Origin of the sequence: Streptomyces sp. NBC_00341 (assembly GCF_041435055.1) — a bacterium.
Lineage (GTDB): Bacteria > Actinomycetota > Actinomycetes > Streptomycetales > Streptomycetaceae > Streptomyces.
The window spans coordinates 718225-741155 of sequence record NZ_CP108002.1 but is presented as its reverse complement, the minus strand read 5'-3'; the positions used below and the strand labels follow the sequence as shown (position 1 = coordinate 741155).

Genomic DNA, 22931 nt, shown 5'->3' with positions numbered 1-22931 from the left:
TTCTCGTTACGTAACTGCGCAGTACATCTAGTTCGGCCGGGAGTGGCGCAGGCCTCGAATCCGCTGTTCAGCTGTGGTTCCCGGGCCCCGGTCGACGACAGCACGCAGGAGGTAGCGCATGTGTGGCATCACCGGCTGGGTCTCCTTCGAACGCGACCTGCACAGTGAGTCCGCGACCCTGGACGCGATGACGGAGACGATGTCCTGCCGCGGCCCCGACGACCGCGGCAGCTGGATCAACGGTCCGGCCGCCCTCGGGCATCGCCGGCTGGCCATCATCGACCTGCCCGGCGGGCGCCAGCCGATGACGGCCGACACTCCGCGGGGCACCGTCGCCCTCGTCTACTCGGGGGAGACGTACAACTTCACCGAGTTGCGCCGCGAACTGGCGGGCCGAGGACACCGGTTCACCACGAACTCCGATACCGAGGTCGTGCTGCGCGGGTATCTGGAGTGGGGCGAGGCGGTCGCCGAACGCCTCAACGGCATGTACGCGTTCGCCGTGTGGGACGGCCGCCACGACAAGCTCGTCATGATCCGAGACCGGATGGGCATCAAGCCCTTCTACTACTACGAGACCGCGGACGGCGTCCTGTTCGGCTCCGAACCCAAGGCGATCCTGGCCAATCCGCTGGCCCGCGCCCGCGTCGGTCTCGACGGGCTGCGCGAGCTCTTCGCGTTCGTCAAGACACCCGGCCACGCCGTGTGGGAGGGGATGCACGAGGTCGAGCCCGGCACCGTCGTCACCGTCGACCGCAACGGACTTCGCAGGCATGTCTACTGGCAGCTGGAGACCCGCCCGCACACCGACGGCAAGGACGAGTCCATCGCCCATGTCCGCTCGCTCCTCGACGACATCGTGCGACGCCAGATGGTCTCGGACGTGCCGCGCTGCACCCTCCTCTCCGGCGGCCTCGACTCCTCCGCCATGACGGCGATCGCCGCCCGCCAACTGGCCGAGAGCGGCGAGACGGTGCGCAGCTTCGCGGTCGACTTCGTCGGGCAGGCGGACAACTTCGTCGCCGACGAGCTGCGCGCCACGCCGGACACGCCGTACGTGCACGACGTCGCACGGGCCTCGGGCACCGACCACCGCGACATCGTGCTGGACTCGCACGCACTGGCCGACCCCGAGGTACGGGCCCAGGTGATCAGGGCCCGGGACATCCCGATGGGCTTCGGCGACATGGACGCCTCGCTGTACCTCCTGTTCCGGTCCATCCGGGAGCACTCGACCGTCGCGCTCTCGGGGGAGTCGGCCGACGAGGTCTTCGGCGGGTATCTGCAGTTCTTCGACGAAGAGGCGCGGCGCGCCAACACCTTTCCGTGGCTGGTGCGCTTCGCCCAGCACTTCGGGGACGACTCCGATGTGCTGAGGTCCGATCTGACGGCGGCCCTCGACATTCCGTCGTACATCCAGGACAGCTACGACACGGCGGTCGCGGGAATCCAGCGGCTGGAGGGCGAGAGCGACTTCGAGTTCAGGATGCGCAAGATCTGCCACCTGCACCTGACCCGCTTCGTGCGCGTCCTGCTCGACCGGAAGGACAGGGCGAGCATGGCGGTCGGGCTCGAAGTGCGCGTGCCCTTCTGCGACCACCGCCTCGTCGAGTACGTCTACAACACGCCCTGGTCGCTGAAGTCCTTCGACGGCAGGGAGAAGTCCCTGCTCCGCGAAGCCACGGCGGACGTACTCCCGAAGTCGGTCTACGACCGGGTCAAGAGCCCCTATCCCTCCACCCAGGACCCCAAGTACGCACTCGCACTGCAGGAACACGCCAAGGACCTGCTGGCGCGGCCCTCGCATCCGGTCTTCGACCTCGTCGACCGCGACCGGGTCACGCGCGCGGCACGGCACGACGCACCGCAGATCACCCAGGCGTCCCGGCGCGGTCTGGAACGCACTCTGGACCTGGCACTCTGGTTCGACCTCTACAAGCCGGACATCTCGCTCTCCTGAGAGCCTCCCTCCTGAGAGCCTCTTCCGCTCACGCTTCTGTTCGCGCCGGGGGATTCGAGCCCGTCCCCGCCCCTACGACCCGTACGGCACGGTGCGCCCGCCCAAGTCCTCCACGGTGTCCCGCATCGTGCGGACCGAAGGCAGCGTCCGTGCCAGATTCCGGGCGGCTCCGGCCCCTGCCTCCCCGGCCAGGGGCCGATCGATCCCGGCCTTCGCCGCCGCGGCCGACACCGCGGTGAGCGACGCCTCCACCCGCTCCGCCAGCTCCAGCAGCTGTCGGGTCAGGTCCGCCGCCGCTCCCACCTGCTCCTCGAAGGTGGGAGCGGCGGGCCAGGGACCGGCTGCCCCGGACACCGTCGCTCCGGTCCCGGCCGACACCCCCACGGCCGGTGAGGCACCCTCTCCGGCCGACGGGGACAGGACGGGGAGGGGGGACAGGGCGGCCCCGGCCGCAGGCTGCTCCCGCCACGCGTGCTGAGCGAACAGCTGGGTGGACGGCTCGGTGCCGCCGGTGTCGTTCCGCGCCGCGTCCGAAGCGCTGCCGCTCGGCCGGGGGGCTGGCACCTTGGGCCGGCGCTTGCCGGAATCCTTCGGGAACTCCCTGTCGAACCAGGCCGTGCTCATCTCCTCGATCAACAACGCCCCGGAACGGCTGACCCGGAAGGGCCTGCGGTCTCCCTCGTCCATGGCCCTCGCCAGCTCGCGCAGCACGGCCACGGCCATGATCCGGTTGCTCCGCAGGGCGTTGAGGTGGTTCTTCACCGTGCGCCGGACCCGTGCGGCCTTGGCGCCGTCGTCGTCGTCCGTCTTCTGGCCGGCGAGCGAGCCCCGGTCGGCGTCGATGATGTCGAAAGCGGCCAGCCAGTGGGCCGCCCGGTAGGCCACCAGCTCCTCGAAGGCGTCGTCGTCCTTGTCCGCGGCGTTCAGCAGTTCTCGGAGCGGGCGTCCGGAGAATTGCAGCCCGGCCCGGACGGAACCGGCGTTGAACACCTCCGCGATACGGGGATTCCACGGGGCCGGGTAGCTCTCCGACGTCAGCGCGGACCAGGCACGGGCACGCCGGTTGATCTCGGGGCTGCTCAGCTGCGAGGGAGGCGACTCGCTGAGCGCACGACGGATCAGCAGCTTCTTGTGGGGATCGGTAGGAAAGAGTTCCCGCAGGATCATCATGGAGCGGAGATCGCGCAGCTCCGAGACAGTGGCGTCCTCCGCGGCGATGCTCAGTTCGCTGACGGGCGCCAAGCCCGACAGAACCTGTGATTCCTTTTCGTCGAGAACCCCCCGCGCCACGTACATGCCGAGCACGCTGCGCCCCAGGGCCCGTCCCCGGTCATTCGGTACGAACTCCAGCGGGGGATGTACGTGATCGCGGCGATTACTCATCTGCACAATGCGATAGAGGCGTTCAGGGGTCGGTGTGCCGACGACCAGGTGAGCGGTCACCACCGCCACATTGGTCGCACGGATCGCCGTGGCCTCGTCGTCACCCGCGAGCCGGGCTTCGGCCCACTCCTGGTTGAGCCGGTCGGAGAGTTTCTCCAGCCAGAACTGCGGGTCGAAGAAGACTTCGTCACCGGGCAGACCGAGCTTGCTTGCCGGAACACCCGTGAGAACCTCGGCCGACGTCAGCCCAAAGATGTCCTGACGTCGTTTCGTTCGATTATTACCTCGAACGGCCATCCAGCCGACGTATTCAGCGGGATGAACCGGCACGCCGTCGGAATTCGGCTGAGGCTGTTCAACGAGACAGAATCGTTGAGGGATGTACATGCCTGGTTCCTGCTGGCCGTTGAGGACCAGATCTTCCTTGAGGTCGTACGAACGCAGCCCGTCCCGACGGTCCAGTTCGTCAGAGGCCTCTTCCGTGTTCGAGGCCAGCCACTGTCGGTTGGGGGGATGGCTGAGCAGCGCCGCGTACGGCTGCTCGCCGTCGTCGGAACTCTCGCGGGGCCAGGGGTGCACCCTGGTGAGGGAGCGTTTGGTCCTTCCGCCGACCGCGGGATCCGCAGTTGAGTGCCAGAGGGAGCTGATCCGTTCATTGTGCTCCCATACGACACCGGCCACTCCGTGCATCTGTACTTCGACCACCAGCATTTCGCCCGCGTCGGTACGTACGGTCCGCAGGGCCCCCTCTCTGAGGGTTCGGACACCACGGGCGTCCGGTTCGCTCAGGGTGTGCTCCGGGTCGACGAGAAATGCGGCCGCGTTCTGCAGGGCGGCACGGGGTGACTTCACGTGCGGGGTCGCCAGGGCGGCATCCACCCAGGTATTTTGACGCTCTATGGAAACCGGAGGCCGGAATGGGCCGTCAGCCTGATGGTCGCTCATCGCGCACCTCTTTACTTGTCGAATGCATCGAACACGTCGAACAATTTGGCGAACTGCCTGGCCGACCTTGCCGCCACGGCCCAGGCCTCACTGTCGGATCCGTTGAGTGCTTCTCGCGCGGCGAGGAGGAGACTCACCGCTCGTGCTGCCCGGCCGAAGCGACGCTGCTTCCGCAGCTTGACCAATTCGCTTTCGATCGCCTCCAGTTGGCGAGAGCGTTCGTCATTGAGATCCGGTTCGGAACTGCGGTCAGGCTCCGGCGAGGGGTCCGGTGAAGGGTCCGGGGTCGAGTGGACGGACATCGAGATGAACCCTTCGAGCGGCGGCTTGGATTGCCTACCGTGCCATCGTCGGGAGTGAGGGTGCGCGCGATGACCGCATGAAGAGCCAAACTGCTTGGTGTTTGTCGTATCGAGGTCATCGACGAGGCGACATCTTCGCCTCGTCGATTGAATACGATCAAAAGTGAAAGCAGCTTAGAAAAACGAACGCGGCGGTCGTCCTTTCGGTGACTCAGGACGGCGCGGCTGATTGGTTGACGAAACCTCAATGCGTGTGCTATGGGCGCGCTTGCAGGTGTGAGTCATCCGCCGATGCAGTCGGGGCACAGTCCCCGGTAGGTCACCTCGACCTCGGAGACGGTGAAGCCGAACCGTTCGGAGGCCGGCAGCCCGGCCAGCGGGTCGGCGTCGGGGTGGACGTCCCGGATGGTGCCGCACGCGGAGCACACCAGGTGCTGATGCGGGTGGTGCGCGTTCGGGTCGTAGCGCCTGGCCCGGCCGTCGGTGCCCACCTCGACCACCTCGCCGAGCGCCACCAGCTCGCCGAGGGTGTTGTAGACGGTGGCGCGGGAGATCTCCGGCAGCCGGGCCACGGCCCGCACGAGCACCTCGTCGGCCGTGAAGTGGACGTGCTCGCCCGCGAGGACCTCTGCGACCACCCGGCGCTGAGCGGTCATGCGCCAGCCGCGTTCACGGAGTCGTTCCAGCAGGTCACTCATGCCCACCAGCCTAACTGTGCGTCGTCCGGCGAATGATTCGCGCAGACCCGTCTGTCGTATTGACTTGGACTAGGTCCATCGTAGGATCGGTTCCGGCTACCAGCCAAGGGTCAGGTCAACAGCAGGGGAAAGTGCGTGGCTTCAGGAGACGGGTGCGCTCACGCCGGCATCCGGACCGTGACCGCCTCCATCGAGAGGCGATCGCCTTCGGGGCGCCGGTACGCGCGCGCCGCCGCGGCCGCCCCGCGAGCCCGTCACCGTCGGTGCCACCACGCTCGGTGCCGTCACACCCGAGTCCATCGCCACCCTCGGTTCCATCACGCTCGGTTCCATCACCCTCCGTTCCACCGCCTTGAGTTCCGCCACCCTCAGTTCCAAAGCAATGTGATCCGCCCCGTCCGGAAGGATTTCCATGACTGAGAACCACGACGCGATCGTCACCGACCCGAAGACCGAGGAGGTTTCCGGCTGCCCGGTCGCGCACGGTCGCGCGCCGCACCCGACCCAGGGCGGCGGAAACCGCCAGTGGTGGCCGGAGCGGCTCAACCTGAAGATCCTCGCCAAGAACCCCGCCGTGGCGAACCCGCTCGGGGAGGACTTCGACTACGCCGAGGCCTTCAAGAGCGTCGACCTCCCGGCCGTGAAGCGGGACATCGCCGAGGTACTCACCACCTCGCAGGACTGGTGGCCCGCCGACTTCGGCAACTACGGCCCCTTCATGATCCGGATGGCCTGGCACAGTGCCGGCACCTACCGGATCAGCGACGGCCGAGGCGGCGCCGGAGCCGGCCAGCAGCGGTTCGCCCCGCTCAACAGCTGGCCGGACAACGCCAGCCTCGACAAGGCCCGCAGGCTGCTGTGGCCGGTCAAGAAGAAGTACGGCAAGAACCTCTCCTGGGCCGACCTCATCGTGCTCACCGGGAACGTCGCCCTGGAGTCGATGGGCTTCGAGACCTTCGGCTTCGGCGGCGGCCGCGCGGACGTGTGGGAGCCCGACGAGGACGTCTACTGGGGCCCCGAGACCACCTGGCTCGGCGACGAGCGCTACACCGGCGACCGGGAGCTGGAGAACCCGCTCGGCGCGGTCCAGATGGGCCTCATCTACGTCAACCCCGAAGGCCCGAACGGCACCCCGGACCCGATCGCCGCGGCCCGCGACATCCGCGAGACGTTCCGCCGGATGGCGATGAACGACGAGGAGACGGTCGCCCTGATCGCGGGCGGCCACACCTTCGGAAAGACCCACGGCGCGGGCCCGGCGGACAACGTCGGCCCCGACCCCGAGGCCGCCCCGCTCGAGCAGCAGGGCCTCGGCTGGCAGAGCACGTACGGCACCGGCAAGGGCGCCGACGCGATCACCAGCGGGCTCGAGGGCATCTGGACGGACACCCCGACCGCCTGGGACAACAGCTTCTTCAACATCCTGTTCGGGTACGAGTGGGAGCTGTTCAAGAGCCCCGCGGGCGCCCACCAGTGGCGGCCGAAGGAGGGCGGCGGTGCGGGCACCGTCCCCGACGCGTTCGACGCCTCGAAGACCCACGCACCGACCATGCTGACGACCGACCTCTCCCTCCGCTTCGACCCGGCGTACGAGGAGATCTCGCGGCGCTTCCACCAGAACCCCGACCAGTTCGCCGACGCCTTCGCCCGCGCCTGGTTCAAGCTGACCCACCGCGACATGGGCCCGATCGTGCGCTACCTCGGCCCCGAGGTCCCGGCGGAGACGCTGGTGTGGCAGGACCCGCTCCCCGAGCGGACGTACGAGACCGTCGACGCCTCGGACGTCGCCGCCCTCAAGGCCACGATCCTCGACTCGGGCCTCCCGGTCTCCGAGCTCGTCTCCACCGCCTGGGCCTCGGCCTCCTCCTTCCGCGGCAGCGACAAGCGCGGCGGCGCCAACGGCGCACGCATCCGCCTGGAGCCGCAGAACGGGTGGGAGGTCAACGGCCCGGACCGGCTGGCCGCGGTGCTGCGCACCCTCCAGGGGATCCAGGAGTCCTTCAACTCCGCGCAGTCCGGCGGCAAGCAGGTCTCGCTCGCCGACCTCATCGTGCTCGCCGGTGGCGCGGCCGTGGAGAAGGCGGCCAAGGACGCCGGCTTCGATGTCGAGGTCCCCTTCGCGGCGGGCCGCGTCGACGCGTCGCAGGAGCAGACCGACGTGGAGTCGTTCGTCGAGCTGGAGCCGGCCGCCGACGGGTTCCGCAACTACGCCGGCAAGTCCAGCCGGCTGCCGGCCGAGTACCTGCTGATCGACCGGGCGAACCTGCTCACCCTGACCGCCCCCGAGCTGACGGTCCTCGTCGGCGGGCTTCGGGTGCTCGGCGCGAACCACCAGCAGTCCTCGCTCGGTGTCCTCACCGAGACCCCCGGCGCGCTGACCAACGACTTCTTCGTCAACCTGCTCGACCTGGGGACGACGTGGAAGGCGACGTCGCAGGACGCCACCACCTTCGAGGGCCGCGACGCCTCCGGCAAGGTGAGGTGGACCGGCAGCCGCGCCGACCTCGTCTTCGGCTCGAACTCGGAGCTGCGCGCGGTCGCGGAGGTCTACGCGAGCGATGACGCGAAGGAGAAGTTCGTGAAGGACTTCGTCGCCGCGTGGGACAAGGTCATGAACCTGGACCGGTTCGACCTGGTCTGATCACCGCAAACGGGCCGTCGCGGCAAGGGAGTTCCCTTGCCGCGACGGCCCGTTCCGGTCGGAGTGCGTCAGGCCGTGGCCACCGCGAAGACGTGGATCACTCCGCCCTCCGTGGCCGACGGCAGGGTCACGCTCGCGAGCTGCTTGCCCGACTGGAGCGCGATCGGCGCGGTGGCGAAGATCTCGGTGCCCACCGGGTCAGTGCCGCCGCCCTGGACGTCGCGGTACGCGGTGTGCACCGCGACGGTGTTGCCGAACGACGGCTTTTCCGCCCCGCCGCCCAGCGTCCAGTCGCTGAAGCCGATCTCCGCCTGCTGCGTGGTGCCGTCGGTGTACGTCAGCGTCGCCTGCCCGGAGGCCGAACCCTCGGCCGCGCTGCCCAGCAGGCTGAGCTTCGTGTCACCGGAGGCGGAGGGAACGTTCAGTACCTGCGGCTCGGTGCCGGCCACCTCGATGTTGTCCGGGTCGCCCGCCGCCACCTCGGGCCAGCCGAAGTCGAACCCGCCGGACGAGACCGTTCCGCCCGGCGCCGCGCCCGCCGCGGCGAGCGCCTCGGCCGAGTAGCTCCAGCCCTCACCGTCGAAGTTGGCCTGCGGGTTGTCGTCGTCCGTCGAGATGGCCGTGCTGTTGCGGTTCCACAGCATGCTGTTCTTCTCGGCCACGGTCACGGAGGCCGAGGTCTTCGGGAGCTCCTCACCCGTGGACGACTTCAGCGTCACCGGGACCGTGTAGTGGCCCTCTGCCGTGTCCGCGGCGGCCGACACCTTGAGCGCGGCGCTCACCGAACCGCGTGCCGGGACGGTGAAATCGCCCTCCGCCGGGGTCACCGTGACACCGGCCGGCGCCTTCGCCGTCCAGTGGACCGTGGTGGCCTCCGTCTCTATGCTCCGCACCTTGACGGTGGTCTCCGCGCTGCCGGAGCCCGGCTCGATCTTCAGCTGCTCGGGAGTGGCGCCGGTGAAGTACTTCAGACCGCCGCCGGGGAAGGACGGCGGGGCGTCGGCCTTCCCCGCGCCCCAGGACGTGTCCGCCGTGGAGCCGAGGGTGTAGTCCAGCCTGCCGCCGTGCGTGACGAGCGAGGCGGGCACCCACGGCTTCGTGGAGGTGCGGCCGTTGACCTTCAGACCGTGGATGTAGGTGTGGTCCGCGGAGGCGGCGGGTGCGTCGACCGTGATCGTCTTTCCGCGCCCGGTGTGCACCACGGCGTGCGGGAACAGCGGTGCGGTCAGGGTCAGATCGGCCCGGCTGGGGTTCTGCGGGTACATGCCGAGCGCGGAGAAGACGTACCAGGACGACATCGTCCCCGCGTCGTCGTTGCCGGGGATGCCGCCCGGGGTGTCGGTCCAGAGCTGGTCCAGCTCCGCGCGGACCGTCTCCTGCGTCTTGTACGGGGCGCCCAGGTAGTCGTACAGGTAAGGGGCGTTGATGTCCGGCTCGTTGGTCGCGTCGTAGCGCGTGTCGTCCTTCGCCGAGAAGTCGAACTTCCCGTCCGGTGTGCGGAAGAAGGCGTCCAGCCGCTTCACCGCCTGGTCGTCACCGCCCATCGCGCCGGCGAGGCCCGCCACGTCCGAGTACACCATCCAGGTGTAGCGCGCGCTGGTCCCCTCGACGAAACCGCTGCCGGTGCCCGGCGTGAAGGTGCCCGCCCAGGTGCCGTCGGCCTTCCGGTCGCGGATGTAGCCGCCCTGCGGGGTGGCGTTGGCGTCGAAGACGTTCGTCCAGTTCCCCGAGCGGTCCAGGAACCTCTTCGCGTCGGCGGTCCGGCCGGTCCGGCGGGACAGCTCGGAGAGTCCGTAGTCGGCCGCCGCGTCCTCCAGCGTCTCGGCCGCGCCGCCCCAGCAGTGGCAGTTGTCCGCCGGTACGTACCCGAGCTCCAGGTACTTGTCGAGCGCCGGGCGCTGGCCCACGCACTCGACGTTGCAGCCGGAGCTGTCCGAGTCGTTCGCTGTGGGCACCGTGGCGGCCTTGACCAGCGATTTCAGTGCGCCCTTGACGTCGAAGTCATGGCCGCCGAAGGCGTAGATCCCGGCGAGTGCCGCATCCGAGGGGTCGCCCGACATCACACTCGTCTTGCCGTTCTCCAGCAGCCAGCGGTCCCACTCGCCGCCGCGCTGGCCGGCGTAGTTGTAGAGGGACTGCGCGTAGTCACTGCCCGCCCTCGGGTTGAGCAGCGTCATGAGCTGTACCTGTGCGCGGTACTGGTCCCAGCCGGAGAAGGTGCCGTACTGGGCCTTCTGTCCCTTGGCGAGCCGGTGCGGCTTGCGGTCGGCGCCCAGGTAGCGGCCGTCCACGTCGCTGGTGAGGGTGGGCTCCAGCATGGAGTGGTAGAGCGCGGTGTAGAAGGTGGAGCGCTGGGCGTCGGTGCCGCCGCCCACCTCGACCGACTTCAGCGTCCGGTTCCAGACGTCGGCCGCCCGGTGCCGGACGGAGTCGAAGCTCTCGTGGGGGCCGTTCTCCGCGCGGAGGTTGGCCTCGGCGTTCTGCGGGCTGACGTAGGAGACGGCGACCTTGGCCCCGGCCTGCGTCGTCCCGTCGGCGAAGGTGACGTACGCGCCGGAGCCCTTGCCCTCCACGGCGTTGCCGGACGAGCTGTACCCCGTACCGCCGGACGCCGCGGTGGAGCCGGGCTCGACCGTGTCGTCGGTCCAGGTGCCGGTCTTCGCGAACGCCTTGTCGAAGTGGGCGGTGAAGTAGAGCGTGTAGAGGTCCTTGCGGTTGTTCGCGCTCTGCGGACCGCAGAAGTTGCCCGCGGTGACGGAACCCGTCACGGTCCGGGCCGCCTTGTCGATCTTCACGGTGGCGCCGGTGCTGCCGCTCTCCGAGTTCGAGGTCCTGAAGAGCATGCTCGCGGGCTTGTCCGCCGGGAAGCCGAACTTCCCGGAGCCGGTCCGGGCGGTCGTCGTGAGCGCCGCGGACGCGCCGCTCGCCAGGCCGACCCGGTAGTAGCCGGGAGTGGCGGTCTCGTCGGCGTGCGAGAAGGCGCTGGCGTACTTCGCGTCGGTGGTGTCCGCACTGGGCGAGGAGTCGACGTCACCCACGTACGGCATGATCGGGATGTCGCCGTTGGCGCCCGAGCAGCCGACCCCGTTGAGATGGGTGAGGCTGAAGCCGCGGATCTTCGTCGCGTCGTACTGGTAGCCGCCGGGAGCGGGGGTCGAGACCTGCTTGCCCTTCGAGTTCTGCGGGCTCCAGGCCAGCATGCCGAACGGCTGCACCGCGCCCGGATAGGTGTTGCCCGCGTTCGACGTGCCGATCAGCGGATCGACGTACGAGACGGGGTTCTTGACGGTGCTGTGGGGGGAGGCCGCAGAGGCGGGGGAGGCCGTGGTGGCCAGTCCCAGCGCGGCCATGGCGGCGACGGCGACGGAACTGATGACTCTGAGCCCGGCGTGGGTCCGGTGGTTGTGCGTGTCTGACACCGTTCCTGCCCTTCGTGTATGACGAACGGTCAACGCGGCGGGAGCGGGTACGCCGTGACCACTCCACGACGGCGTCGCTCCCGACAACGTTGTCAACGACGTGAGGATGCTCCTCCTGCCGCTCCGGGGTGTCAAGGAAAGGCGTGGGGAATGACGGAGGGCGTGCCGCTTGCGAACAGCGGCACGCCCCGGGGGTCCGGTCGACTACAGGTCGAACTCGGTCGGCGCGACGCCGGCCGCGAAGCAGGCCTCGCGGACCACGGCGCGCTCGGTGGCGTCGAAGTTGCCGTCGGCGCCGCCGATGACGATGCCGATCTGGATGACCGCGCGGGCCTCGGTGGGCTTCTTGCCGACCTTGCCGACGGTCTGGAGGAGGGTGACCTTCCCGAAGTCGAAGTCGGTGATCAGCTGCTGGCAGTAGTCGTTGAACCGGCGCTGCAGATCCTCTGCGGGGAAGTTCCGCAGTACTTCGTTCCCCGCGATCAGGGAGGCCACCCGCTGCCGCTCCGCGGGGTCGATCGAGCCGTCGGCCGCGGCCACGAGGGCGCACACGGCCATGCTCGCGTCGCGGAAGGCCCCGCTCTTCAGGTCGTTCTTCTTGGCGTTGAGCTGCGTCTGCATCGTCGACGCCGATTCCTTGACGCGGTCCCACAGTGCCATTCGAAATACTCCAGGGTCGGTCGAAGCGGTGAGTGCCGGCAGGTGCGCGAGGGTGCGCCTTCCGGCGGGAGGGTGCTACAGGTGCGCGGCGACGGCCGGCATCAGATCCTGGAAGGTGCGTCCCTGCGCCGCGGTGCCGATGGCGGTCATCTGCCATCCCGCGCCGGACCGCTGGACCTTGGCCATGATCTGCGCGGTGTGGCGCCCGCCGCCGGTCAGCGTGTAGCGCGCCAGTTCCTGTCCGGTGGTCTCGTCGACCAGCCGGCAGAAGGCGTTGTCGACCTCCTCGAAGGTCTGGCCGGTGAACGAGTTCACGGTGAAGACGATCTGGTCGACCTGGGCCGGGACGCGTTGCAGGTCGACGATGATCGACTCGTCGTCGCCGCCCTCGCCCGCGCCGCCGACCCGGTTGTCCCCGTTGTGCCGGACCGAGCCGTCGTCGCTGGTCAGGTGCTGGAAGAAGACGACGTCCTGGGGCGTCGTGCCCGCGAAGAGGACGGCAGAGGCGTCGAGGTCGATCTCACGGGCGGCAAGCCGGGCGAGGAACCCCCTGCGCGGCGCGGACTTCCAGCCCAGGCCCATGCGTACGACGGTGAGTTCACCGCCGCCCGTCTTGGTGAGGCTGATCTGCTGGCCCTTGGTCAGGTTGACGGTCATGGCTCCACTCTCGGCAGGGGGCGGCGGTTCGACGGTGACCCTGAGCGGGTCAGAGGCTGACGCCGAAGTCGGCGACGATCCCGCTGAGCCCGGCGGCATAGCCCTGTCCGACGGCGCGGAACTTCCACTCGTCGCCGTTGCGGTACAGCTCGCCGAAGACCATGGCCGTCTCCGTGGAGGCGTCCTCGCTCAGGTCGTAGCGGGCGATCTCGGCCCCACCCGCCTGGTTGACCACGCGGATGTAGGCGTTGCGGACCTGGCCGAAGCTCTGGCCGCGTCCCTCCGCGTCGTGGATCGAGACGGGGAACACGATCTTGGCGACCTCGGCCGGTACGCCCGCCAGGTCGACCTTGACGATCTCGTCGTCGCCCTCGCCCTCGCCGGTGAGGTTGTCGCCGGTGTGCTCGACCGAACCGTCGGGGCTCTTCAGGTTGTTGTAGAAGATGAACTGCTCGTTCGAAGGGACCTTCCCGGACTCGTCGCACAGCAGGGCGCTGGCGTCCAGGTCGTAGTCCGTGCCGGTGGTCGTACGGACGTCCCAGCCGAGACCGACGAGGACCGCGGTCAGTCCGGGGGCCTCCTTGGTCAGCGAGACGTTTCCGCCCTTGGAGAGGCTCACTCCCATGGTTTTCTCCCTCTGTACGTAGTTCAGCGTTCCGGGTTGCGCGTTCTGTGCTCTGCGGGTTGCGGGTTGCGGGTTGCGGGTTGCGCGTCGCGGCGACCGCACGTGATCGCGCGGACGCCGTGTGGCAGCACCTGAAATCTACAGCACTGTAGAGTTTGTGTACGGAGCGCGGCGCGCTGCTCCGCCGGGCTCACGGGACGTCCGGGCGGCTCGGTAGGATGCCCCGGCGTCCGGCAGTTGAACGAGCGGCCGGGCAGTCGTGCGAAAGGGGCCGCGTCGTGGGCGGAGAGAAGGACGGCCGGCCGCAGGAGCCGCGGGCCCGCAGGCGCGGCCAGGGCGAGCTGGAGACCCAGGTACTGACCGTGCTGGGCGGAGCGAGTGAACCCGTCACCGCGGCCTGGGTGCAGGAGCGCCTCGACGGCGGACTGTCGTACAGCACGGTCATCACCATCCTGACCCGGCTGCTCGACAAGCAGGCCGTCACCCGTACGGGTTCGGGGCGTCCCGTGCTGTGGCAGTCGACCGCGAACGGGGCCGGTCTCACCGCGTTCCGCATGCGCCGGCTCCTCGACCAGCGGGACGACCGGGACGCGGTGCTGTCCAGCTTCGTCTCCGCGCTGTCGCCCGACGACGAGGAACTGCTGCGGTCGCTGCTCGGCGAGAGCGGCTCCGGCCCGGCCGCGGACGAGTCGGAGAGTTGACCGATGGGTGTCTTCGTCTGTCTGCCCCTGGTCCTGCCTCTCACGGCGCTGCCCATCGCGCGCCTGGCCGAGCAGCACCTGCACCCGCGAAGCGCCGCCCGTCTGCTCGCGACCATCGCCGTGATCCTGGCGTCGTGCAGCACTGTCTGCCTCGGTCTGCTGGCGGTGGTCGGCACGGCTCAACTGCCCGGCAATCCGCTCCCTGACGGCTGGTCCGACGACGAGGTCAGGAAGGCCGTTCCGCACAACAGGTTCGTCGGCAAGACGGCGATCGCCGCGCTCATGGCGGTGGCGGCGGGCTGCGCGTCCGTCGTATGGCGCCACTACCGTTTCCGTTCCCGCGCGCACCGCACGCTGGCCGGACTGTCGACGACGGCCGAGGTCGCCGTACTGCCCGACGGTGTGCCGTACGCCTACGCGCTGCCCGGCTCGCCCGGCCGGATCATGGTCTCCTCCGCGATGCTCGACTGCCTGACGGAGGCCGAGCAGCGGGCGCTCCTCGCCCATGAACGGGCCCATCTGGCCGGCCGGCACCACCGGCTTCTGCTGGCCGTTCAGCTGGCCGGCTGCGCGAACCCGCTGCTGCGGCCGCTGCGCGCGGCCATCACGTACAGCACGGAGCGCTGGGCCGACGAGGAGGCGGCCGTCACCACCGGGGACCGGCGGCTCACCGCCCGTACGGTCGGCAAGGCGGCGATCATCTCGCACCGGGCCGCCACCGAGACCGTCGCGGCCTTCGCCTCGGCCGGCCCCGTCCCCCGGCGGGTCGCCGCGCTGCTGGGGCCCGTGCCGCCGGAGCAGGGCTGGCCGCCGGTTCACACCCCGACCGGGATCGCCGCGTTCGTCGCCGCCGTGGGCACGGCCCTGTCGACGCTGTCCTCGTTGAACGCGGCCTTCGCGCTCTTCGTCGCGCTGGAAGCGGCGACGCCGCTGTAGGTCCCGGCCGGGCGGACCGGTTCACAGAACCCGGCGGAACCCCGGTAACCGGCGCAGCACATGGGCGGCCGCGAAGCTGATCGGCACCGCGCAGGCCGTGACGAGTGCGAACGCGCCGAGCGCCGGGAGTCCATGGCCCGCCACGGCGAACTGGAGGGCCACCACGATCGGTAGGTGGATGACGTACACCGCGAAGGAGCCGGCCGCCAGGGACCGGCTGAACCGGGTGTTCCACCGCGCCCTCTCTCTGAGCACCACGGTGAGGGCCGCGAGCGCGAGGTGTCCGGGCACCCGGCGCGGTGGAAGGACGCCCGGGGCGGTGGCGGGGGAGCGGCGGACGGAGCGGGCCACCAGGGGCAGAGCGCGTACAACAGGCTGTAGGCCAGCAGGTTCTGGAAGAACCAGAGGTGCCCGAACTGCAGGTCGGGCCAGGACGGTCCGCTCCAGTCCCCGGGCCGCTCGCCCAGCCCCAGGTACACATCGGCGAAGTACCGGGGGAAGGAAATCTCCGGATAGCCGCGGTAATGCACGTAGTAGGCATACATCAGCCCGGGGACGAGGGTCAGCGCGCCGGCCGGCACCGGCACGCCGAGCCGGAGCAGCCGGCCGCGGACGAACGGCCGGCCGCCGCGCCGGGAGTACGAAGCCGGCACGAAGTAGGCCGAGACGAAGAAGAAGAGGCTCATGGAGAACGTGCCGGCAACCGCTGGTTGGCGGCGCTGCGTTGGTCCAGTACCTCGGGCGCGAACATCGGCCGGTCGAGGCCCGGCTGCATCACCCGCTCCAGGAGCAGCGGTCCGAGTACGAGGCAGAGGATCTGGAACGGTGCCCAGGTCTGCGCGCCGGAGCCCGTCCTGACGCCCCCCGCCGCCGCGAGCCGCTCCAGTTCGCCCCGTGCGCCCCGCAGCAGGCGGGCGAAGAGGTCGGCGCTCGCCTCGCTGTCCTCCAGCAGGACCTGCCGGAGATACCCCCGCAGCACCGGATCGGCGCCGAACAGCTGCGCCGAGACATCCCCGAGCGAGGCCATCAGATCGCCGGACCCGGACCCTGCCCCGGTCCCGGTTCCGGCCCCGGCCCCGGTCCCGGTTCCGGCCCCGGTTCCGGTTCCGGCCCCGGCCCCGGTCCCGGTTCCGGCCCCGGTTCCGGTTCCGGCCCCGGCCCCGGCCCCGGCCCCGGCCCCGGCCCCGGACCCGGCGAGAGCCTCCCCGATCCGGCCCAGCACCTCCTCGTCCACCGCGGCCCGCAGCCCCTGCTTCGAGCCGAAGTGCCGGGTGACGAGCGCGGGCGACAGCCCGGCCGCGGCCGCGACCGCCCGTGTCGAGGTGGCCTCGAAGCCCCGTTCGGCGAACAGTTCCAGCGCACACCGCCGCAGCCGCGCCCGTCCCGTCAGGTCCTCATGAGCCACGTTGTCCATGCCCGGAGGCTAACCGAGCCGGTATGCCGAGGACTGAGCGCGCCGGGTCCCCGGGGCTCGGCGTACCTCCCGGACGCCGTCAGCGCAGCGACTCGGGCAGCTTCTCCCGGTGGATGATGCCCAGGCGCTGCGTGGCACGGGTCAGCGCCACGTACAGATCGCTGGTTCCGTACCGGGCGGGCTCCACGACCAGTACATGGTCGAATTCCAACCCCTTGGCCTGCCTGGGTTCGAGCAGCACGACCGGGCGGGTCAGATCGGGCTCCGCGCCGGCCGTGACCCCGTCGAGCGGGGCCGCGATCTCCGCGTGGAGCGCCGCCGGGGCGATCACCGCGAGGCGTCCCTCCCCGGGCGTCAGCTCCGGGACCGCCCGCGCCACCGCGCCCGCCAGATCGTCCCCGGCGTCCCGGATCCACGGCGCCTCGCCGGTGGACCGCACAGAGCCCGGCGGCTCGAAGGAAGGGTCCTCCGCCCGTACCACCCGGGCGGCCAGCTCCATGATCTCGGCGGGCGTACGGTAGTTGACCTTGAGCACGGTGTGCTCGAAGCGGTCACCCACGTACGGCTCCAGGATTTTCTCCCACGAGCCGACGCCCGCTTCCTCGGAGGTCTGCGCGGGGTCGCCGACCAGCGTCATCGCGCGGGTCGGTGACCGGCGCATCAGCAGCCGCCAGGCCATGGGCGACAGCTCCTGTGCCTCGTCGACGATGATGTGACCGAACGCCCAGGTCCGGTCGGCGGCGGCGCGCTCCGCCGCGCTGCGGTGATCGGCCTCCTCCTGCCGCTCCGCCATCCGTTCGGCGTCGATGATGTCGTGCGCGGCGAGCGTCTCGGACTCCTCGTCCTCGAACTCGTACGACTCCGAGCCTCTCGACAGCTCCAGGACGCCCTGCGCGTAGGAGATCCGCTCCTGGCGCTCGGCCTCGGCGGCGGCCCGCTCGGCGCTGTCGTCTACCCCCAGGAGTTCCGCCACCTCGTCCAGCAGCGGGACGTCGGCGGGGGTCCAGGTGCCTTCGCCCGGCGCACGCCGGATGGCTTCGGCGTCCTCGTCCGGTACGTACCGGGGCTCGGCCAGATAGCCGGTGAGGAACCCTTCCGGGGTGAGGGGCGGCCACAGCTCCTCGACCGCGGCGTGCACCTCCTTGCTGAGGGCGACGTTCCTGCCGAGCTGGGCGACGTCGTCGGGGCCCAGGAAGTTGGGGCCGCCGTGCGGGTCGGCGCCGATGAGTTCGGTGAGCTGCGAGGTGAGGGCGTCGATGACCCGGAAGGCGAAGTGCGGGCGGGCCAGGTTGTGGGGCAGCCGGGTGTCGCGGGCCGCCTGCCGGGCCTCGTAGGCGATCTCCCAGTCCAGGACGAGCTCGCCGTCGTCGTGCCGGATGACCATCGGGGCACCGGGCTCGGGCAGCTGCTGCCGGTCGCGGACGGCGAGGGCGAGTGCCTCCGCCATCGCCGCACCGCCCTTGACGGCGGCGGCGCGGCGGGTCTCTGTGCCGTCGGCGTGGACCCCGGGGAAGAGCTCGGCCTGGGTGGCGAGCAGGACGCCGGTCTCGCCGAGCGCGGGCAGCACCTCGCCGATGTAGCGCAGGAAGGCCGGGTTCGGGCCCACGATCAGGACGGCGCGCTTGGCGAGCAGCTCGCGGTGCTCGTACAGCAGATAGGCCGCGCGGTGCAGCGCCACCGCTGTCTTGCCGGTGCCGGGGCCGCCCTCGACGACGAGGACACCGCGGTGCGGGGCACGGATGATGCGGTCCTGCTCGGCCTGGATGGTCCGCACGATGTCGCCCATGCGGCCGGTGCGGGCGGAGTTCACGGCCGCGAGCAGCACGGCGTCGCCGCTCGGATCCTCGAAGCCGGTGCGCTCCCGGTCCCCGACGTCGAGGATCTCGTCGTGCAGCTCGGTGACGGCGCGGCCCTCCGTGGTGATGTGCCGGCGCCGACGCAGCCCCATGGTGGTGTGACCGGTGGCGAGATAGAAGGGGCGGGCCACCGGGGCGCGCCAGTCGATCAGCAGGGGCGTGTGCGCGGTGTCGTCCTCGCGGATCCCGATACGCCCGATGTGGTGGGCCGCGCCGGTGGCGAGGTCGATGCGGCCGAAACACAGCGACCCGTCCACGGAGTTCAGGGCAGCCAGCAGACCCGAGCGTTCGGCGACGAGCACGTCGCGCTCGTGACGTGCCTGCAGTCCGGTACCGACCGGGGTCAGTGCGTCCTGGACGTGCTGGGCGGCGACTCCGCGCAGTGCGTCGACACGGTCGTAGAGCCGGTCGACGAATTCCTGCTCCCCCTGCAATTCGGAGCTTTCCCGAGTTGACAAAATGGCTCCCTGCCGGATATGGTCTTGCTTAGTGGCCCCCGGTGAGGGGCCTTTTCTGTGGGCACACAGAAAGACTCAATATACCTGGGAAAATCCCCGGTCCGCAATTGCGGACCGGGGATTTTTCGACTGTGCCCATCGACGGCACGAACCCGCGATGCCCACGTGGGCCGGGCCGAGGTGCGCATGTGGGCGAGGCGACGATCACTCCGCCGAACTGGGGCTCTTGCGCCGGTTGGCGTTGAAGCGTGCTTTCTTCTGACGGTTGCCGCACGTGTTCATGTCGCACCATTTGCGGCTGCGGCTCTGGCTGGTGTCGAAGAAGGCGGCCCGGCAGGTGGGCGATGCGCAAAGTGCCAGTCTTCCGTCCCGTTCGCCCGAGATGATGCTGATCGCGTCGGCGGCGATCACGCCGAGGGCGTCTTCCACGCGGGAATCCGGGCCGAGCTGCCACCGCCGGTTGCCCTCGGGTGTCAGGACGGCCGCGGCCCGGCCCCGAGCGCTGCGGTCATTGATGACGTCGACGGCGGACGCGGGGAGGGCGTCCCCGGTCGCCGCCGCTGTCGCGGCGGCGTGGACCGACTCCCTCAGCTCCCGGGCGAGGTCGAGCTGGGCGGTGGTGCAGGAGTCCGCGGCGAGACCGTTCACCGACAGCCAGTCGATGAGGCGGTGCGGCGTGGGAACGCGCTCCACAGGGTTGCCGTGACGTTCAGACAGGGTCCCCGTGAAGCTGGTCGCCAGCACGCTGCCGAGGCGGAAGTCAGGGAAGCCAGCTTGCATGGAACCACCTTAGCCGGTTGCGTGTCGGTGCACAGGCATAGTAGAACCGCCTAAGACGGTTCGCGATGGTATGCGGCCGGTTCCGCGATGGCCTGGAGGTCTCATGCCCCGTCCGACCAACGACGTGCGAGCCTTTGAAGCCCACGCGACAGACGCCGACCTCGACGATCTGCGCGCGAGACTGGCCGCGGCGCGTATGCCGGAGGCCGAGACCGTCTGCGGGGCCGCGCCCGGCCCGCGCCGATGGGAACAGGGTGTTCCGCTCGCCGACCTCGTCGAAGTCGTGAACTACTGGCGCACCGGGTACAACTGGCGGTCGTTCGAGGAGCGCCTTGACCGGATCGGCCAGTTCCGCACGACCATCGATGATCTGGGAATCCATTTCCTGCACCGCCGGTCCGCGCGAGCGGATGCCACTCCTCTGCTCCTGACGCACGGCTGGCCGGACAGCATCGCCCGGTTCATCGATGTGGTGGACGAGCTGGCAGATCCGGAAGACGCGGCCGCGCCGGCGTTCCACGTCGTCGTCCCGTCGCTGCCGGGCTTTGGTTACAGCGACAGGCCGGCCACCACCGGGTGGGGAACCGAGAAGATCGCGGCCGCATGGGTCGAGCTGATGGGAAGGCTCGGCTACAGCAGGTTCACAGCCCACGGCGGCGACTGGGGAGGCAATATCACCACGGTCCTCGGCGGCAGGTACCCGGCGCACGTTCTCGGCATCCACACCACGTTCGCCGAGGCGCCGCCCGGATTGACCACGGACGGACTGACGACGACCGAGCGCGAATGGACCGAGGAATCCGCCGACTTCTGGCGGCACCGCGCGGCATACGCGAAGCAGCAGGCGACCCGGCCGCAGACCATCGGCTACTCGCTCGTCGATTCACCGGTCGGTCTTCTCGCCTGGATTCTCGACAAGTTCGCGGAATGGTCGGATACCGAGGACAGCCCGTTCGAGAAGATTTCCGTCGACCGCGTCCTTGACGACGTCACCCTGTATTGGCTGACGCGGACCGGTGCCTCGGCGGCCCGTATCTATTACGAGAGCCACAACTCGCTGGACCCCGGACTTCGGGTCGACGTCCCGTCAGCACTCACCATGTATCCCCGAGACGTCGAGAAATGCCCGCGCCCCTGGGCGCAGGAACGGTACCGGCAGATCGTCCGATGGACGGAGCCGGAAAGCGGGGGACATTTCCCGTCGCTGGAGGTTCCCGGATATTTCGTCAAGGATCTGCGAAAGGGTCTCGCCGCAGTCCTGGCCGCACATCGCTGAACGCGGCCGGGGGCCGGCGCTCGATCACCGCCGGACGTGGCCGAGGGTGTCGACCGGCGGCTTGCTGAACTTCCGTAAAGAGGCGTGATCCGCGAGCGACGGGCTGAGCGTCAGGGCAAGGACCCGGGACGGCCCTTAGCTTGCCGTTCAACCTCGGTGACAGGGTGCCTGCTCTGGTCCATGAATTGTCGGGGCAGTCAGCCGGGGGGGGAAAGCGTCAAGCTGAATTGGGTGTAGCGAGAGCTACACCCATCCGGCGTTCGTCGCCGGTCATGGCGAAGTGGCGGCATGCGAGTCCGTGCCCGATCCGGCGGCGCTGATGTCGCAAAAGCTCGCGACCAGCGCCAGGGCGGCGTCGGCAAGCTCGCTCGGCGTCCCGAGCTCGACAAGGCCCTCCTTGTCGCCCGTGACGGTGACCAACTCGTCGGCAGGTCTGTAAGTTCCAGGCCGTTGCAGAAGCTGTGCAGGTGGGGCAGGTCAGCCGCACGGGCGGCGGTGATTCTCTCGGTGAGGTCGGGTGTCGTTGCCCTTCGCCGGGTCAGTAGCTGGGCAACTCGACAACCAGTCTGGAAAGTTCGGCCATTTCGGGACAGGCGGCAGTGAGGGGCGACAAGAGCGCGGTGTCCTTGGTCCACAGGTGTTCGGGGTGAGTGAGCAGGAGCCGGGTCGCGTGGCGTGGGGTGGTCACCCGCCCGGTTGCCCTCGGTTCGTCCCTGGGTGAGGTAGCGGACCAGGAGGTTGTGATCGCCACCTCCCTGGGGCCCAGGGAGGTGGCGATCCGGAGCGGGACCGGTGCAACGAGGGTTGTCAGCCCTTCAGGTCGGGGAGGTCCCCTGCCGCACTTCTCGGGCGCAGTGCGTCGACGACGAGGTCGAGCAGCCGGCCGGTCTGCTCCGGAGTGTTACTGGCCGCCGTGGAGAAGATGCCGAGAAGCATCATCGTGACGTCGTCGGGGTCGACATCCGCACGGAGCGAACCCGCTCGCACCCCCTCCGCGAGGATCGCCCCGATCGCGGCGGTGATGCGCTCCCGGGTGGTCGGTGTCGCGATCCGCCCCGACGCCCAGCCCGCATGCAGCGTGTCGAGCATCCCACGCTTCGTCGCGACGAACGCCGCGTAGCGGTCAAGCCACGCACGGAGCGCGACCTCGGGCGGGAACTCGGCGAGCACGACGGGGGCGCTCGCGGTGACGTCATCGAGTTCCGCGCCGTACACCGCCTCGACCAGTGCCTCGCGGGTCGGGAAGTGGCGGTACAGCGTGCCGATCCCGAACCCGGCCTCGCGGGCGATGTTCTCGAGCGCGACAGCGCCGTCAGCGGCCGCGAAGGCGGCCCGGGCGACAGTGATCAGCTTCTCCCGGTTACGCCGCGCGTCGGCGCGGACCGGGCGCGCCGCTCCGCCGGACGGGTCGGCGGGAGCGCCAGCGGGTGTCGGTTCGGGCGAAATCAAAACGGAGGACCCTCCGGTAGTGCTACAGTCGACTAGGCGGAGGAGCCTCCGCTTTCCTCATCATCGTACGAGGACGGCATTTTCATATGACATCCAGCAGCACACCCTCCCCGAGGTCACGGCCACCGGCGTCCCCCGTCCGGGAGGCGCGGTCCTGCTCTGCGCCGCGCCGACACGGGGCCCGGACTCCGGGCCGAGGGTGACCAGGGGACCGACATCGACGACCAGCTCGCGGTGATGACCTCGATGCGCGACGAGGGCAAGATCGGCGCCATCGGGCTGAGCAGCGTGACCCTCGACAGACACTGCGCCATGCGCTCCCTGCGGGCATCGTCTGCGTGCAGAACGCCTACAACCTTGTCTCGCGCGCCGACGAGGACCTGCTCACGCTCTGCGTCGCCGAGGGGATCGCCTGGGTGCCGTACTTCCCGCTCGGCGGTACGTTCCCCGGCATCCCGAAGGTGACCGAGGAGCCAGCCGTCCACACCGCGGCACAGGCCCTCGACAGCACACCGTCACAGATCGGCCTCGCCTGGCTGCTCCACCACGCCCCGAACACCCTCCTCATTCCCGGCACCGCGGACGCCGGCCACCTCGAGGCGAACGTCGCGCTGGGCGCGATCACCTTCGACGACGCGACACTGGCCGCGCTCGACGCCGTCCCCTCGCGCTCCGCGGACTTGCCGATCGGCTGACCCGGGACAGCAGCTGGATCAAGAACGCAGCGGCCTCCGCACCGGAAGTCATCCTCCACCTTGCCCAGAACCTGTC

The 22931-nt window shown here is 69.8% G+C and carries 17 protein-coding genes and 3 pseudogenes; 6 read left to right on the top strand and 14 right to left on the bottom strand.

The genetic code is table 11. The annotated features are described in order from the left end of the window. Positions 1-118: 118 nt before the first annotated feature. On the top strand, positions 119-1960 hold the full coding sequence (gene asnB / locus OG892_RS03340) for an asparagine synthase (glutamine-hydrolyzing) (protein ID WP_371628408.1): 1842 nt from the start codon (positions 119-121) through the stop codon (positions 1958-1960). Positions 1961-2032: 72 nt separating this feature from the next. On the opposite strand, the gene OG892_RS03335 is transcribed toward asnB, so the two are convergent. The 3 genes from OG892_RS03335 to OG892_RS03325 all read right to left on the bottom strand — a co-directional run bounded on the left by OG892_RS03335 (position 2033) and on the right by OG892_RS03325 (position 5288). After that, a complete protein-coding gene (locus OG892_RS03335) occupies positions 2033-4222 on the bottom strand; it encodes a hypothetical protein (RefSeq protein WP_371628407.1) in 2190 nt (729 codons plus the stop codon). Positions 4223-4299: 77 nt separating this feature from the next. After that, positions 4300-4590 carry a hypothetical protein gene (locus OG892_RS03330; protein ID WP_328867969.1) on the bottom strand — a complete coding sequence of 97 codons (291 nt, stop codon included), beginning with the start codon at positions 4588-4590 and terminating at the stop codon, positions 4300-4302. 281 nt (positions 4591-4871) lie between these two features. After that, entirely contained in the window at positions 4872-5288 is a 417-nt protein-coding gene (locus OG892_RS03325) for a Fur family transcriptional regulator (protein WP_073736098.1), read from the bottom strand. Positions 5289-5700: 412 nt separating this feature from the next. On the opposite strand from OG892_RS03325, the gene katG reads away from it, so the two are divergent. Continuing rightward, on the top strand, positions 5701-7929 hold the full coding sequence (gene katG / locus OG892_RS03320) for a catalase/peroxidase HPI (protein ID WP_371628406.1): 2229 nt from the start codon (positions 5701-5703) through the stop codon (positions 7927-7929). Positions 7930-7997: 68 nt separating this feature from the next. On the opposite strand, the gene OG892_RS03315 is transcribed toward katG, so the two are convergent. From OG892_RS03315 to OG892_RS03300, 4 genes are all read right to left on the bottom strand, one after another. Further along, complete coding sequence (locus OG892_RS03315) at positions 7998-11279, bottom strand: GH92 family glycosyl hydrolase (RefSeq protein WP_371631569.1); 3282 nt, start codon at positions 11277-11279, stop codon at positions 7998-8000. A gap of 273 nt (positions 11280-11552) precedes the next feature. Next, positions 11553-12008: a tellurite resistance TerB family protein gene (locus OG892_RS03310; RefSeq protein WP_073736096.1), complete on the bottom strand. Its 456-nt coding sequence runs from the start codon at positions 12006-12008 to the stop codon at positions 11553-11555. 75 nt (positions 12009-12083) lie between these two features. Then, positions 12084-12665, bottom strand: coding sequence for a TerD family protein (locus OG892_RS03305; protein WP_328867972.1), 582 nt, complete (start codon positions 12663-12665; stop codon positions 12084-12086). Between the two features lie 49 nt (positions 12666-12714). Further along, positions 12715-13290 carry a TerD family protein gene (locus OG892_RS03300; RefSeq protein WP_073736094.1) on the bottom strand — a complete coding sequence of 192 codons (576 nt, stop codon included), beginning with the start codon at positions 13288-13290 and terminating at the stop codon, positions 12715-12717. A gap of 278 nt (positions 13291-13568) precedes the next feature. Here OG892_RS03300 and OG892_RS03295 point away from each other — a divergent pair, with 278 nt between their 5' ends. Together OG892_RS03295 and OG892_RS03290 are read left to right on the top strand one after the other, a co-directional pair. After that, positions 13569-13991: a BlaI/MecI/CopY family transcriptional regulator gene (locus OG892_RS03295; protein WP_073736093.1), complete on the top strand. Its 423-nt coding sequence runs from the start codon at positions 13569-13571 to the stop codon at positions 13989-13991. A 3-nt stretch (positions 13992-13994) separates the two neighbouring features. After that, complete coding sequence (locus OG892_RS03290) at positions 13995-14927, top strand: M56 family metallopeptidase (protein WP_328867973.1); 933 nt, start codon at positions 13995-13997, stop codon at positions 14925-14927. 21 nt (positions 14928-14948) lie between these two features. Here OG892_RS03290 and OG892_RS03285 read toward each other — a convergent pair whose 3' ends face one another. The 5 genes and pseudogenes from OG892_RS03285 to OG892_RS03265 all read right to left on the bottom strand — a co-directional run bounded on the left by OG892_RS03285 (position 14949) and on the right by OG892_RS03265 (position 19435). Beyond that, entirely contained in the window at positions 14949-15278 is a 330-nt protein-coding gene (locus tag OG892_RS03285; RefSeq protein ID WP_371628405.1) for an acyltransferase, read from the bottom strand. A 68-nt stretch (positions 15279-15346) separates the two neighbouring features. Next, positions 15347-15613 (bottom strand): annotated as a pseudogene (locus OG892_RS03280) (acyltransferase); the annotation flags it as partial. Beyond that, entirely contained in the window at positions 15610-16341 is a 732-nt protein-coding gene (locus tag OG892_RS03275) for a helix-turn-helix domain-containing protein (protein WP_371628404.1), read from the bottom strand. The pseudogene OG892_RS03280 and the gene OG892_RS03275, both read right to left, overlap by 4 nt. Positions 16342-16420: 79 nt before the next feature. Continuing rightward, complete coding sequence (locus tag OG892_RS03270; protein ID WP_371631568.1) at positions 16421-18631, bottom strand: UvrD-helicase domain-containing protein; 2211 nt, start codon at positions 18629-18631, stop codon at positions 16421-16423. Positions 18632-18859: 228 nt separating this feature from the next. Beyond that, positions 18860-19435: a CGNR zinc finger domain-containing protein gene (locus OG892_RS03265; protein WP_328867975.1), complete on the bottom strand. Its 576-nt coding sequence runs from the start codon at positions 19433-19435 to the stop codon at positions 18860-18862. 103 nt (positions 19436-19538) lie between these two features. Here OG892_RS03265 and OG892_RS03260 point away from each other — a divergent pair, with 103 nt between their 5' ends. Continuing rightward, complete coding sequence (locus OG892_RS03260; RefSeq protein ID WP_328867976.1) at positions 19539-20711, top strand: epoxide hydrolase family protein; 1173 nt, start codon at positions 19539-19541, stop codon at positions 20709-20711. A gap of 316 nt (positions 20712-21027) precedes the next feature. On the opposite strand, the pseudogene OG892_RS03255 reads toward OG892_RS03260, so the two are convergent. Both OG892_RS03255 and OG892_RS03250 read right to left on the bottom strand, forming a co-directional pair. Next, positions 21028-21460, bottom strand: a pseudogene (locus OG892_RS03255) (ISL3 family transposase); the annotation flags it as partial. Between the two features lie 58 nt (positions 21461-21518). After that, on the bottom strand, positions 21519-22157 hold the full coding sequence (locus OG892_RS03250) for a TetR/AcrR family transcriptional regulator (RefSeq protein WP_371631567.1): 639 nt from the start codon (positions 22155-22157) through the stop codon (positions 21519-21521). A 162-nt stretch (positions 22158-22319) separates the two neighbouring features. On the opposite strand from OG892_RS03250, the pseudogene OG892_RS03245 reads away from it, so the two are divergent. After that, a pseudogene (locus tag OG892_RS03245) lies at positions 22320-22855 on the top strand (aldo/keto reductase); the annotation flags it as partial. Between the last annotated feature and the right edge of the window lie 76 nt (positions 22856-22931).

Bases quoted from the DNA above. Each gene is read 5' to 3' on its own strand.
- OG892_RS03305 (WP_328867972.1), bottom strand. From the start codon at position 12,665: ATGACCGTCAACCTGACCAAGGGCCAGCAGATCAGCCTCACCAAGACG.
- OG892_RS03265 (WP_328867975.1), bottom strand. From the start codon at position 19,435: ATGCAAGCTGGCTTCCCTGACTTCCGCCTCGGCAGCGTGCTGGCGACC.
- katG (WP_371628406.1), top strand. From the start codon at position 5,701: ATGACTGAGAACCACGACGCGATCGTCACCGACCCGAAGACCGAGGAG.
- asnB (WP_371628408.1), top strand. From the start codon at position 119: ATGTGTGGCATCACCGGCTGGGTCTCCTTCGAACGCGACCTGCACAGT.
- OG892_RS03310 (WP_073736096.1), bottom strand. From the start codon at position 12,008: ATGGCACTGTGGGACCGCGTCAAGGAATCGGCGTCGACGATGCAGACG.
- OG892_RS03315 (WP_371631569.1), bottom strand. From the start codon at position 11,279: ATGGCCGCGCTGGGACTGGCCACCACGGCCTCCCCCGCCTCTGCGGCC.
- OG892_RS03290 (WP_328867973.1), top strand. From the start codon at position 13,995: ATGGGTGTCTTCGTCTGTCTGCCCCTGGTCCTGCCTCTCACGGCGCTG.
- OG892_RS03275 (WP_371628404.1), bottom strand. From the start codon at position 16,341: ATGGACAACGTGGCTCATGAGGACCTGACGGGACGGGCGCGGCTGCGG.
- OG892_RS03300 (WP_073736094.1), bottom strand. From the start codon at position 13,290: ATGGGAGTGAGCCTCTCCAAGGGCGGAAACGTCTCGCTGACCAAGGAG.
- OG892_RS03330 (WP_328867969.1), bottom strand. From the start codon at position 4,590: ATGTCCGTCCACTCGACCCCGGACCCTTCACCGGACCCCTCGCCGGAG.
- OG892_RS03260 (WP_328867976.1), top strand. From the start codon at position 19,539: ATGCCCCGTCCGACCAACGACGTGCGAGCCTTTGAAGCCCACGCGACA.
- OG892_RS03325 (WP_073736098.1), bottom strand. From the start codon at position 5,288: ATGAGTGACCTGCTGGAACGACTCCGTGAACGCGGCTGGCGCATGACC.